This is a genomic window from Streptomyces sp. NBC_01017, from assembly GCF_045162795.1.
Lineage (GTDB): Bacteria > Actinomycetota > Actinomycetes > Streptomycetales > Streptomycetaceae > Streptomyces > Streptomyces machairae.
Genome location: NZ_CP108683.1, coordinates 8,225,110 through 8,237,873, shown reverse-complemented (window position 1 = coordinate 8,237,873; position 12,764 = coordinate 8,225,110). Strand labels below are relative to the sequence as shown.

The 12,764-nt window shown below is 72.8% G+C and carries 11 protein-coding genes; 4 read left to right on the top strand and 7 right to left on the bottom strand.

What is annotated here, in order from left to right; translation table 11 throughout:
* Nucleotides 1-147 precede the first annotated feature (147 nt).
* Together OG331_RS37830 and OG331_RS37825 are read left to right on the top strand one after the other, a co-directional pair.
* Nucleotides 148-1,950: a glycoside hydrolase family 15 protein gene (locus OG331_RS37830; RefSeq protein ID WP_362381366.1), complete on the top strand. Its 1,803-nt coding sequence runs from the start codon at nt 148-150 to the stop codon at nt 1,948-1,950.
* A gap of 69 nt (nt 1,951-2,019) precedes the next feature.
* Nucleotides 2,020-3,402, top strand: coding sequence for an FAD-binding protein (locus OG331_RS37825; protein ID WP_406205053.1), 1,383 nt, complete (start codon nt 2,020-2,022; stop codon nt 3,400-3,402).
* A gap of 21 nt (nt 3,403-3,423) precedes the next feature.
* Here OG331_RS37825 and OG331_RS37820 read toward each other — a convergent pair whose 3' ends face one another.
* On the bottom strand, nt 3,424-4,386 hold the full coding sequence (locus tag OG331_RS37820) for an LLM class F420-dependent oxidoreductase (RefSeq protein ID WP_406205050.1): 963 nt from the start codon (nt 4,384-4,386) through the stop codon (nt 3,424-3,426).
* 89 nt (nt 4,387-4,475) lie between these two features.
* Here OG331_RS37820 and OG331_RS37815 point away from each other — a divergent pair, with 89 nt between their 5' ends.
* The gene (locus OG331_RS37815; protein ID WP_383239774.1) at nt 4,476-6,128 is read left to right on the top strand and encodes a PucR family transcriptional regulator; all 1,653 of its coding nucleotides are present in this window, start codon (nt 4,476-4,478) and stop codon (nt 6,126-6,128) included.
* A 32-nt stretch (nt 6,129-6,160) separates the two neighbouring features.
* Here the strand turns inward: OG331_RS37815 and OG331_RS37810 are convergent, their stop codons facing one another.
* The 6 genes from OG331_RS37810 to OG331_RS37785 form a co-directional block, all read right to left on the bottom strand.
* A complete protein-coding gene (locus OG331_RS37810; RefSeq protein ID WP_406205047.1) occupies nt 6,161-7,297 on the bottom strand; it encodes a glycosyltransferase family 4 protein in 1,137 nt (378 codons plus the stop codon).
* 267 nt (nt 7,298-7,564) lie between these two features.
* Nucleotides 7,565-8,317 (bottom strand): hypothetical protein, encoded by a 753-nt coding sequence (locus OG331_RS37805; protein ID WP_406205044.1) that lies wholly within the window; start codon nt 8,315-8,317, stop codon nt 7,565-7,567.
* 27 nt (nt 8,318-8,344) lie between these two features.
* Entirely contained in the window at nt 8,345-10,063 is a 1,719-nt protein-coding gene (gene recN / locus OG331_RS37800) for a DNA repair protein RecN (RefSeq protein ID WP_406210559.1), read from the bottom strand.
* A 236-nt stretch (nt 10,064-10,299) separates the two neighbouring features.
* Nucleotides 10,300-11,205 (bottom strand): NAD kinase, encoded by a 906-nt coding sequence (locus OG331_RS37795; RefSeq protein ID WP_328882583.1) that lies wholly within the window; start codon nt 11,203-11,205, stop codon nt 10,300-10,302.
* Nucleotides 11,202-12,017, bottom strand: a complete 816-nt coding sequence (locus OG331_RS37790; protein ID WP_406205041.1) for a TlyA family RNA methyltransferase — start codon at nt 12,015-12,017, stop codon at nt 11,202-11,204. Before OG331_RS37790 ends, OG331_RS37795 begins: the two co-directional genes overlap by 4 nt.
* Nucleotides 12,018-12,024: 7 nt before the next feature.
* Complete coding sequence (locus OG331_RS37785) at nt 12,025-12,342, bottom strand: hypothetical protein (protein ID WP_406205038.1); 318 nt, start codon at nt 12,340-12,342, stop codon at nt 12,025-12,027.
* Between the two features lie 42 nt (nt 12,343-12,384).
* Here OG331_RS37785 and OG331_RS37780 point away from each other — a divergent pair, with 42 nt between their 5' ends.
* Entirely contained in the window at nt 12,385-12,732 is a 348-nt protein-coding gene (locus OG331_RS37780; protein ID WP_406205036.1) for an SCP2 sterol-binding domain-containing protein, read from the top strand.
* Nucleotides 12,733-12,764 lie beyond the last annotated feature (32 nt).

Sequence of the window (12,764 nt, the reverse complement as noted above, 5' to 3'; positions counted from 1 at the left end):
GAGAAGCGACTGTCGTTTTGCCTCACAGCGGAGACGACTGCTTTGCTTCACCGCTCGACGACGCATTACAACCACCCCTTGACCGCACTAAGCGAGAGCCCCCTTGGCAGAGAAGGGGGTGACGTGGCCGTTCGACTGGAGTTGCACGTGGCCGGGCGCATCGAAGACTACGCACTCATCGGAGACATGCAGACCGCAGCCTTGGTCTGCCGGGACGGCACAGTCGACTGGCTGTGCCTGCCCCGCTTCGACTCGCATGCCATCTTCGCCGGCCTGCTGGGCACCGAAGAGCACGGTTTCTGGCGGCTCGGTCCGGCACACGCCTCCGACGCCGAGCCGCCCACTGCGGCCCGGCGCAGCTACCGCGGCGACTCGCTGATCCTGGAGTCCGAGTGGGACACGCCGCGCGGCACGGTCAGGGTGATCGATTTCATGCCCCCGCGTGACGGCGCGCCCCAGCTGATCCGGATCGTGGAGGGCGTCTCGGGCCGGGTGCCGATGCGCTCGGCGCTGCGGATGCGTTTCTCGTACGGCCGGGTCGTGCCGTGGGTGCACAAGCACGAGGGCCGTACGGTGGCCGTCGCCGGCCCGGACTCCGTGTGGTTCGACACGGAGGCCGAGACGTACGGCAAGTCGCTGACGACGTACTCGGACTTCACGGTCGCCCCGGGTGAGCGGATCGCGTTCACCATCTCCTGGGAACCCTCGCACAAGCAGCCCCCCGCGCTGCCGGAGCCGGAGCAGTCGCTGGAGGCGACCGAGGACTTCTGGCGGGAGTGGGTCGAGCACTGCACGTACCACGGCCCGTACCGCGAGGCGGTGGTCCGCTCGCTGATCACGCTGAAGGCGCTGACGTACGCCCCGACGGGCGGCATCGTCGCCGCCCCGACGACCTCCCTGCCCGAGGACATCGGCGGCGTCCGCAACTGGGACTACCGCTACACCTGGCTGCGCGACGCGGCGATCACCCTGTCCTCGCTGCTGCGCACCGGCTACCGCGAGGAGGCCCGCGCCTGGCGGGAGTGGCTGCTGCGGGCGGTCGCGGGCGACCCGGAGAACCTGCAGATCATGTACGGCATCGCCGGCGAGCGCGAGCTCGGCGAGGCGGAGCTGGACTGGCTGCCCGGCTACGAGAACTCCGCGCCGGTCCGGGTCGGCAACGGCGCCGCGCACCAGCTCCAGCTGGACGTGTACGGCGAGGTCACCGAGGCACTGCACCTGGCCCACATGACGGGCCTGGCCCGCAACGACTACGCCTCGCTGCTCCAGCTGAAGCTGATCCGCTACCTGGAGGACCACTGGGACGAGCCGGACGAGGGCATCTGGGAGGTGCGCGGCCCGCGCCGGCACTTCGTGCACTCCAAGGTGATGGCCTGGGTCGCCGTCGACCGCACGATCAAGCTCATCGAGTCCGGTGACGCGGACGGCCCGCTGGAGCGCTGGCGCGAACTGCGCGACGACATCCACCGGGACGTGTGCGAGAAGGGCTACGACAAGGAGCGCAACACCTTCACGCAGTCGTACGGCTCGAAGGAGCTGGACGCCTCCCTGCTGCTGATCCCGCAGATGGGCTTCCTGCCGCCGGACGACAAGCGTGTCATCGGCACCATCGAGGCGATCCAGCGCGAGCTGTCGACCTCGGACGGTTTCATCCTGCGCTACCCGACGCAGGGCGAGGACGAGGGCGTCGACGGACTCCCCGGTGACGAGGGCGCCTTCCTCGCCTGTTCGTTCTGGATGGCGGACGACCTGGCGATGATCGGCCGCGTCGACGAGGCCCGCAAGCTGTTCGAGAAGCTGCTGTCGCTGCGCAACGACCTCGGTCTGCTGGCCGAGGAGTGGGACCCGCATCTGCAGCGCCAGGTGGGCAACTTCCCGCAGGCCTTCAGCCACGTCCCGCTGATCGACACCGCGCTGCGCCTGACGGCGTCCGGGGCTTACGGCGGCTGAACAGGACTGGCGTGACGCGCCCGCCTAGGCTGGGAGCAAGCGAATGCCCCGGCACGGAAGGGGGCAGCCATGGCTTCCCTCTCGAAGGCGGGCGCGGCCCTCACCGCGCTGCGCGAGGATCTCGCCGGTGATGTGTTCGCGCCGGGGGACTTCGGCTACGACGACGCGCGGGTCGTCTTCAACGCCATGATCGACCGGCGGCCCGCGGTGATCGCGCAGTGCGTGGACGAGGACGACGTCGCGCGGGCCGTGCGGTTCGCACGCGACCTGGACCTCAAGATCGCGGTGCGCGGCGGCGGGCACAGCGTCGCGGGCATGGCGCTCAACGACAACGGCCTGGTGATCGACCTGCGCCACATGCGCGCGGTCACCGTCGACCCCGCGGCCGAGGCGGTACGGGTCGCGGGCGGGTCGACGATGAGCGACCTGGACCGCGCCTGCCTGCCGCACGCCCTTGCCACGACCGGCGGCCGGGCCTCCACGACCGGGGTCGGCGGCTTCGTCCTGGGCGGGGGCACCGGCTGGCTGGACCGCTGGTGCGGACTCGCCGTCGACAATCTGCTCGGCGTCGAACTCGTCACCGCGGACGGCGAGCGGACCCACGCGAGCGCCGACGAGAACCCCGAACTGTTCTGGGGTCTGCACGGCGGTGGCGGCAACTTCGGCGTCGCGACCGCGCTCACCCTGAAGCTCCACGAGCTGCCCGAGTTCTCCATCGCGCTGGTGCTGTACCTCCCGGAGTTCGCCCCCGAGGCCGTCCACACCTTCCGCGAGCTGATCACCGTGGCCCCGGACGAGGCGAGCGGCGGTGTGCTGTATCTCACCGGCCCGCCCGAGGAGTTCGTACCGCCGCACCTCGTCGGCAAGCTCCTGTGCGCCGCACTGCTGACCTACGCCGGGCCTGAGGAGGACATGCGCAAGCTGGCCGAGCCGCTGCTCGCGCTGCCACACCAGTCGGAGATCGTGGGGGCGATGCCGTACGCCGACGTCCAGTGCATGCTCGACGATCCGCCGGGGATGCGGAACTACTGGTCGGCGGAGTATCTGAGGGGCGCGCCCGACGCCTACCTGGAGATGTTCTGCGCCCGGGGCGAGGCTCTGCCCGCGCCCACGGGGACCCTCCACGTGCTGTTCCCGCAGGGCGGGGCGATCGCCGCGGGCCCGCACGAGTACCCCGTGCCCTACCGGGACGCGCCGTGGGCCGTGCACCCCTTCGCGATCTGGGAGGACCCCGCGGACGACGAGCGGTGCGTCCAGTGGGTCCGGGACGTCCGTGCCGACGCGCAGCCGTGGAGCACCGGCGCGGTCTACCTCAACTTCATCGGCGACGAGGGCGCCGAGCGGGTCGAGGCCGGACTGGGCGCCGAGAACACCCGTCGGCTGGCGGATCTGAAGCGACGGTACGACCCGGACAACGTCTTCCGGTTCAACCACAACATCAGGCCGGCCTGAGCACGGTCGGCCCGAGCCCCGTCAGCGGACTTGCTTGAACGCCGTCAGCGTCCGCTCCCCGCCCGGGTCGCCCGCCGTCGCCGGCACGAGGGCGATCTCGTCCAGTCCGGCGTCGGCGTACGCCTCGACACGCGCGCGTACGGCGTCCAGGTCGCCCACCAGGCCGACACTGCTCGCCGCCGCCGCGGGCAGCGCCCGGACCAGCGTGCCGGGATCGGCACCGGTACGGGCCAACTCGACGGCCTCCCCGAAGCCGGCCGCCTCGAACATGTCGCTGTAGCCCGGCACCGTGAGATACCCGGCGATGCTCCGCAGGACCTGCGCGAGGGAGTGCGGCTCCGGGTCTACAGCGGCGGGCAGCCAGGCGGCCAGCGTCGGCGGCGACGTACGGCCCGCGCGCGTGGCGGCCGCTTCGAGCTTCCCGCGCAGCGTGCGCACCTGTTCCGGCGAGACGATGTCGAGCAGCATCCGGTCGGCGTGCGCCGCCGCCGTGGCGATCGCGCGGTCCCCGAACGCCGCCACGGTGAGCGGGCCGCCGGGCGGTGGGAGGCGTCGCGGGAAGGCGCTGCCGGGGACGACCGGTTCGCCGGGCCTGCCGTGCAGGAATACGCGCAGGGCCGCCGCCGAGGCCTCCAGGGCCGCGGCGGGCCGCGCGCGAGGCACCCCGTGCACGCCCTCGACCACCCGCTTGCTGGACGTCCCCAGCGCCACCCCGACCGGCCGCCCGGTGACGGCGGCGACCGAAGCGGCGCCCCGCGCGATCCCGAACGGCTCGCGCACCGACACCGCCACGGGACCGGCCGTCAGCGCGACCCGCTCGGTGGCCCGCCCGATGGCCGTGGCGAGGACGAATGAGTCCCAGGTCGGCCCCTCCCCCGCCCACACCTCGCGATACCCGAGCCGGTCGGCGGCCACGGCCACCCGCAGCGGCTCCTCGACCGGGCTGTCGTCCTCCCGTGCCACGGCGACCACGCTGAAGTCCATGCCGACGCGGCTACCCCGCCGCACGCGCCTCGACGCATGATCGGCTCCGGAGATGTCAGGGAAGCCCGCGCACGGGTAGCGTCCGGCACATGGACAGCGGTACGGGCGGTACGGACAGCGGCTACGGCACCCACAGCGCCGGGATCACCGTGCGGCGGGCGCTGGAGCTGCCAGGGCTGCGCAGCGGGCTGCCGGAGGTCCTCGCGGGCGGCGACCGGCTGGGACGGACCGTGCGCTGGGTGCACGCCGGCGAGGTGCCCAACATCGCCTCGCTGCTCAAGGGCGGGGAACTGCTGCTGACCACGGGCTACGGCCTCGGCACCCGCCCCGCCGACCAGCGCGCGTTCGTGCGCACCCTGGCCGAGCGCGGCATCGCGGCCCTGGTGGTCGAGCTGGGCCCACGCTTCACACGGCTGCCCGCCGCGCTGGTCGACACGGCACGCACGGCCGGTCTGCCGCTGGTCCAGCTGCATCGCGAGGTGGCCTTCGTGACGGTCACCGAGGAGATCCACACCGAGATCGTCAACGGCCACTACGCGCTGCTCCAGCGGGCGGAGGAAGTGCACCGCCGGTGCACGGAGGCGCTGGTCGGCGGCGGCGGTGTGCCCCAAGTGCTGGGCATCCTGGCCGACTTCAGCGGCAACCCGGTGTTCCTGGAGACGACGGACGGCCAGCTGCTGTACGCCGCCGGGTCGGGCCCCGAGGGCGCAGATCCGTTGCAGGTGTGGGAGGGGCTGCGGGGCCAGCACAAGGACACGCCGCCACCGGGCGGGTCGGTGCTGGTGGATGTGCCGGGTGGCGGTCCGGGGACGGGGTCGGTCCGGGCCCGTCTCGTGCTGCTCCCCGTACGGGGCCCGCTCGCGCCCGTGCATCGGATCGCCGCCGAGCGGGCCGCGGGCAGCCTGGCCGTGGTGCTGATGCAGGCGCGCCAGGAGGAGGAGCTGGCGGCGCGCGGGCGCGGCGACTTCCTGACCGACCTCGCGGAGGGCCGTATCGCCGCCGAGGACGCCCCGGCACAGGCGCGCGTGCTGGGTTTCAAGCCGGGTGCCAGTCCGCTGCTGCCGGTCGTGATGCGGCTCGGGGACACGATGTCGCCGGGCGGCGGCTGGGCGGTGCTGGCGCGCGCGGTCGGCGAGGAGCTGGCCTCGGTGGGGGCGCCGGTGCTGTTGGGCGTACGGCCGGTGGAGGGGCGGGTGCCGCTGCTGCTGGGCCTGCGTTCGGAGTCGGAGCGGTCGGCGGTCGCGGACCGGGTCGCGGTGGCGCTGCGGGCGGGCGTGGAGCGGGCCGGGGTCCAGCGCCCCGGGGCACCGCCGCCGGTCGTGGTCGTCGGGGTGGCCGGCAGCTGGGCTGCGGCCTCGGCCGGCCTCAGGCACGCGGCGGAGACGGCGACCGCGGCGCAGGGCCTGTCGGACCGCCCCTGGTACGACGCCCGGCGGCTGGACATCGACCTGCTGCTGTGGCGGCTGCGCGACCACCCGGACCTCGCGGCGTTCGTGGACCGCGCGATCGGCCCGCTCCGCGACCACGACAACCGTTCCAAGCCGCCCCTGCTGCCGACCCTGGAGACGTATTTGGCGCACGCGGGCCGCAAGGCGGAGACGGCCCGCGAGCTGCATCTGAACCGGCAGACGCTCTACAACCGCCTCGCCCGCATCGGCGAGTTGCTCGGCACGGACCTCGACGACCCGCAGACGGTGCTGGCGTTGAGCCTGGCGCTCCGGGCGCGCAGGCATGCGGGATAGAACGGCACATGGCCCGCGGACGCTTCCGGCGTCTAGATCATGGGCCGAGGCTGCGTCAACTCGTCGTACACGCTGAGCACTTGGGCGACGGTCTCGTCCTCGGTCGGCCAGGTGGCCGCCTGCCGCGCGCCCCGCTCCCTGAGGAACTCCTGCCGCTCGGGATCGCCGAGCAGCCGTACGACAGCGTCGGCGAGGGCGTCCGGGTCGCCGTACGGGACGAGTTCGGACGCTTCGCCGACGAGTTCCGGCACGCCGCCGACGTCGGTGGCGACGAGCGGCACACGCGCGTGAAGGGCCTCCTGGGCGAGGACCGACCGTGACTCCCAACTGCTCGGCAGAAGCGCCACGTCGGCCGCCGCGAGCAGCTCGGCGACGTCGTCGCGCCGGCCGATGAGCCGCACGGGCAGCCCTTCGTCCTCGATCCGACCCTGCAGTTCGGCTCGCAGCGCCCCCTCCCCCGCGATCACGACCAACGGCACGGCATCCAGCTGCAGCCACGCGCGCGAGGCATCCAGGAGCACGTCGTACCCGCGATGCCGCTCCAGCGAGCCGACGGCGATCAGCAATGGGCGTCCGGTGGCGCCGAGTTCGGCCCGGACCTTGGGGCGCAGCCGGTCCGGGTCGTCGTGCTCGACGGTACGGCTCGGCGCGGGCAGGGCGACGGCGGCGAGGCGCGCGTCACGGGCGCCGGTCCGGCGGGCCCGGTCAACCAGCGCCGATGTGGTCCCGAGCACGACGGAGGCGGCCTTGACGACCCGCCGCTCCAACAGCCGCAGGAGATGGGCGCGAGCGCCCTCGGCGTGGGCCCGGTCGTGCCAGGTGACGACGAGCGGAGTACGCCGTCCGCTCAGCGCGAGCACGGCACGGAAGGACGCGTGCAGCCCGTGCGCGTGCACCAGGTCGGCGTCCACGCAGGCCGCCCGCAGTGCGGCCACGGAACCCGGATCGCTGCTGCGCGGCACATGCACATGTTCGGCGCCGGCACCCGTGAAGTCGTAGAGGTGATCGGCCTCGACAGGGGCGCATACGGTGACCCGCACGCCCCGTGCGACCAGCCCCGAGGCCAGCGATCGCACATGCGCGCTACTGCCGGCGTTGCCGCCGCCCAGCACCTGCACGGTGCGCAACGACGACTGGCCGTGCGGTGAGTGGCTGCTCACGGGGGTCACGTGGCCGGGGCTCCTGCTTCGGGTCGGGCGGTCACGAAGAACGTACAGAAGGATCGGGCGGAGGGGGTGTACCGCGAGAATCCCTACGCGTACGACGTGTTTACGCCAAGGATGCCAGGACGTACGGCCGTTCCGGGAACGGCGACAGGGCGTGGACGGCTCAGCTGCGGGGCAACGCGCCGGGCCGAGTCACCTGCACGAGTGAGTCGGGGTGGGGGTTGTGGCCGAACATGCGCGCGCTGGGCATGCCCGGCGACCTGCGGCGCGTCACCCGACCGTCCTGCGGGCGACCTCGCTCACCTTGTCGCCGTACACCGCCGCGGCGACGACCGCAGCGGCGTGCGCGACCAGCCCGGCGCGCCCGTTCCCGGCCACCACCGCCGCCCCGAGGGCCGCGCCGAGCGCATGCGCTCCGGTGTCGCCGATCATCGCCCGCTCGCCGAGGTCGTCGGGCAGTACGGCCGCCGCGGCTCCCATGGCACCGGCGGCCGACTCGGCGCCTGGCCCCGAGCGCAACAGCCCAGGCGCACCGAGCGCAAGCACAGCGGCGGCGGCCCGACCCGGCCACACGTCCACGAGGTTGACGAAGTGCGCGGCACCTGCGATCACGACACCCGCGAGCAGCTTGTCCAGGGGCCGCTCCTTGAGAGCCGCCCCCGCGACGAGCCCGGCGGCTGAGACGCCGAACAACTTGACGGCCCCGCTGGTGACTTCGCCGTCCCGGAGCGCGGAGAGATGCGCCCGGAACCCACGCCGGGGGTCACCGGCCCCCGCGACGTCGTCGTACGCCCCGCAGGCTCCCGCAACGGCCACCGCGACCCCGGCGGCCGGCGCCACCCGTCCGACGGCGACCGCGGCCGCCAGGGCGGAGGCGGGCCCGGCGTACAACTCCACGGTCCGGCCCGCGTAGTTCTTCCGCTCCCAGCGGTCACGGCCACCGGGGGCCTTGGCACGCAGGGCGGCGACGGCGGCGCGGGTAAGGGTCGCGGAGAGTCCGAAGGAGACGGCTTGCTTGATCATCCGGCCACCCTACGGGCCGCCGCCCGGCTACCCGTCCGCCCGAGCCGTCTCCAGCAGCTCCTCCGCGTGCGCGCGGGCCGTCTCCGAGTCCTCCTGCCCGGCGAGCATCCGGGACAGCTCACGGATGCGCTCCTCGCCCTCCAGGACCTTCACGCCGGACCGGGTCACCGAGCCGTCGTTGGTCTTCTCGACGAGCAGCTGCCGGTCGGCGAAGGCGGCGACCTGCGGCAGGTGGGTCACCACGACCACCTGCGCGGTCTTGGCCAGCCGGGCCAGCCGCCGGCCGATCTCCACGGCCGCCTTTCCGCCGACACCGGCGTCGACCTCGTCGAAGAGATACGTCGGCACGGGATCGGTTCCCGCGAACACGACCTCGACGGCGAGCATCACGCGCGACAGCTCACCGCCGGACGCGCCCTTGGCGATCGGCCGGGGCGGCGCTCCCGGGTGCGGGGCGAGCAGCAGCTCGACCTCGTCCACACCCGAGGGCCCGTAGGCGACCGCGCGCCCACCGACCTCCACGCCCTGCGCATCCTCGGTCTGCCGGATGTCGAAGGACACGCGCGCGTGCGGCATCGCGAGCGAGGCCAACTCCGCCGTCACGGCGGCGGCGAACCGCTCGGCGGCCTCGGCCCGCGCATCGGTCAACGCCTGCGCCAGTCCGCCCAGCTCGGTCCGCAGCCCGTCCCGCTCGGCGGTCAGCTCGTCGATGCGCTCGTCGTCGCTGTCCAGCTCGGTCAGCCGCCGGCTGCTCTCCTCGGCCCAGTTGAGCACGGCGGCGACGTCCTCGCCGTACTTCCGTGTGAGCGCGTTCAGCGCGGCCCGTCGTTCCTCGACGGCCGCGAGCCTCAGGGGGTCGGCGTCCAGGTCGTCGGCGTATCCCGCCAACTCCCCCGCGACATCGCCCAGCAGGATGCCGATCTCCCCGATCCGGTCGGCCAGCGCGGCCAGCGCCGGATCGTGCGACCGCACGGCGTCCAGGGCCCGCTGCGCGCCCGCGACGAGCGTCGCCGCGTCGATGCCCTCGGGATCCTCCGGGTTGCCGGCGAGCGCGGCGTGCCCGGCCGTGGCGGCCGACGACAGCGCCTCCGCGTGCCCGAGCCGCTCGGCCTCCTCGGCGAGCTCCACGTCCTCCCCGGCGCGCGGCTCGACACCGGCGATCTCGTCGAGCCCGAACCGCAGCATGTCGGCTTCCTGGGCCCGCTCACGCGCGCGCGTGGTGATCTCGTCGAGCTCGACGGAGACCGCCCGCAGGCGCCGGTACGCCTCGCCGTACTTGGCGAGCGGCACCGCGACGGCATCACCGGCGTACCGGTCGAGCGCCTGCCGCTGCCGGTTCTGCTTCAAGAGCCCCTGCTGGTCCGTCTGCCCGTGCACCGCCACGAGGTCGTCGGCGAGGTCGGCGAGCAGCCCCACGGGCACGCTGCGCCCGCCCACATGCGCCCGTGACCGCCCCTCGGCGGAAACGGTACGGCTGATCAGCAGAGCCCCGTCATCGAGCTCGGCCCCGGCCTCCTCGGCCCGTACGAAGGCCGACGCGCCCGTGGGGACGGTGATCCGCCCCTCCACGACCGCCTTGTCGGCCCCGATCCGCACGAGCGCCGGGTCGGCACGCCCACCCAGCAGCAGCCCGAGGCTGGTGACCACCATGGTCTTGCCCGCACCCGTCTCACCGGTGACGGCTGTGAACCCCGGCGACAGCTCGACCACAGCGTCGTCGATGACTCCGAGCGACCGTATCCGCATCTCCTCCAACACGGACACGACCTTACGAGGTCAGGTACCGGGGATGCGACGCCCCCCGGTCCCAGTCATGTGAAGGTCCAGGTGACGAATCCGTACTGACCGCACATTGTCACTCGGGCGAGTGTCACGCGGGCAGGGGCGCGGGGCTGCATCGATGTGCGGCTCCACCGCGTGGGCGCGACCGGCCACAACGGGCCCGCAGCCGCCGACGCACCCCTCACACCACGGCGAATGGGCTAATGCGGCGCCCCGCGCCACCCGGAAACCGGCAACGCGAACTTCGCCACCAACCGATCCGTGAACGACGCATGATGCAGCCGAGCCAACCGCACCGGCACAGCCCCCCGCCGAACCTCGACCCGCGCCCCCGGCGGCAATTCCACCGTCCGCCGCCCGTCACACCACAGCACTCCCGGCGGGATGTGCGGCAGAACCTCCACCGCCAGCACAGAATCCGGCGACGTCACCAACGGCTTCGCGAACAGCGCATGCGCACTGATCGGCACCATCAGCAACGCCTCGACCTCGGGCCACACCACAGGCCCGCCCGCGGAGAAGGCGTACGCAGTGGACCCGGTCGGCGTGGACAGCACGATCCCGTCGCACCCGAACCCCGTGACCGGCCGCCCGTCGATCTCCAGCACGACCTCGAGCAGCTTCTCGGCGCCCGCCTTCTGCACGGCCGCCTCGTTCAGCGCCCAGTCCGTGTGCACGATGTCGCCGTTCTGATGCACGACGACGTCGACGGTCATCCGCTCCTCGACCTCGTACGCCTTGGTGACGACCCGGTCGACAACCTTGTCGAGATCATCGCGCTCGGCCTCCGCGAGGAACCCGACCCGCCCGAGGTTCACACCCAGCATCGGCACGCCGGACGCCCGGGCGAACTCGGCGCCGCGCAGCAGCGTCCCGTCGCCGCCCAGCACTATCAGCAGCTCGCAGCCGTCGAGGCACTGCGCGGTCGCCTCCTTGACGAGCTCCACCTCGTCCGGCAGCGGCAGATCGGCGGCCTCGTACTCCAGGACGCGGACCCCGATGCCCTCCCGCAGCAGCCCCTTGACCACCAGCTCGGCGCTGCGAATGGCCGCGGGCCGCCCCGTGTGGGCGAGCAGAAAAACAGTACGAGCTCGGTTCGGTGTCAACGCGGCCCCTCCGCAACTGCACGGTCAACGTCGGCCGGGTCCAGGGCGGGCGCCCCGGTACGCAGCCACAGAAAGTACTCGACATTCCCGGAGGGGCCGGGCAACGGACTCGCCGTGACCCCCTTCACCCCGAGCCCGAGTTCCCACGCCTTCTCGGCCACGCCGCGCACGGCCTCGGCCCGCAGCTGAAGACTGCGGACGACCCCGCCGCTGCCCAGCCGCTCCTTCCCCACCTCGAACTGTGGCTTGACCATCATCACCAGATCGGCGTCCGGCTTCACGCACCGCACCAGGGCGGGCAGCACCAGTCCGAGCGGGATGAAGGACAGATCCCCCACGACAAGATCCACTGGTTCCCCATCGATCGCTTCGAGCGTCAACTCGCGTACGTTCGTACGGTCTTTGACGGTCACGCGTTCATCACTCCGGAGAGTCCAGGCCAGTTGTCCGTATCCGACGTCGACGGCCACGACATGCGCGGCCCCGGCCCGCAGCAGCACATCGGTGAAACCGCCGGTGGACGCCCCGGCATCGAGCGCCCGCCGCCCCTCGACCGCCAGCCCCCGGGGCACGAAGACGTCCAGGGCGCCTGCGAGCTTGTGCCCTCCCCGGGACACGTACCCGGGATCGCTGCCGTCGGCGACCACGACGATCGCCGCCGCGGTCTCCACCTGTGTGGCCGGCTTGGTCGCGACGGTCTTGCCGACGGTGACCCGCCCGGCGGCAATCAGCTGGCTGGCATGCTCGCGCGAGCGCGCAAGCTTCCGGCGGACCAGCTCCGCGTCAAGACGGCGGCGTGCGACTCCTGCCACTTTCGGTTCAGCTCCTGTTCCCATACGGCGATGGGGGCGCCGGCGGTCCCGGGCGGGCGTCGAGCGCGGTGAGCGCGTCGCGCAGCCCCCGGTGTACATCCTCGTACACCTCCAGATGCCCGTCCGTGGCGAGGTGGTCGGCATCACCGAGCCGCTCCAGCTGAGCGTCGACATCGGCGTGGCCGGTGGGCGTGCGCGGGACGTTCAGCGGGGCGGGGACGGCGGGATCGTATTCGGGCTCGACCGCGAGCCCGGGGTCGGTCGCCTCCTCGGCCTCGACCTCGGTCTCCGCCGGGACGTCCGGCTGCGGAACTGTGTCGCTCATGCCCAGACGCTACCCCGAACCGCTGGGGTACCGTCGATCGCGATGGCCACGACTGAGGAGTGCCGCGCCGCACTCGAAAAGCTCTCGGACAACATGCAGCGCGCCGAAGGGGACGTCCGCTCGGCCGCCGCCCTGGACCGCTCGGTGAGCTGCCACATCACCGACCTGGACGTCACCTTCGCCGGCCGCATGGCGGGCGGTCGCATCCAGGTCCACGACACGCTCCAGGGCCCGCCCCGCGAGAAGGCCCAGATCAGACTGAGCATGACCGGCGACGACCTGGTCGCCATGGTCGACGGCGACCTGAACTTCGCCAAGGCATGGGGCTCGGGCCGGGTGAAGCTGCACGCGGCCCTGCGCGACCTGCTGGTCCTCAGGAAGCTTCTCTGAGTCACCTCAGGAGGCTTCTGCGGATCACCTCA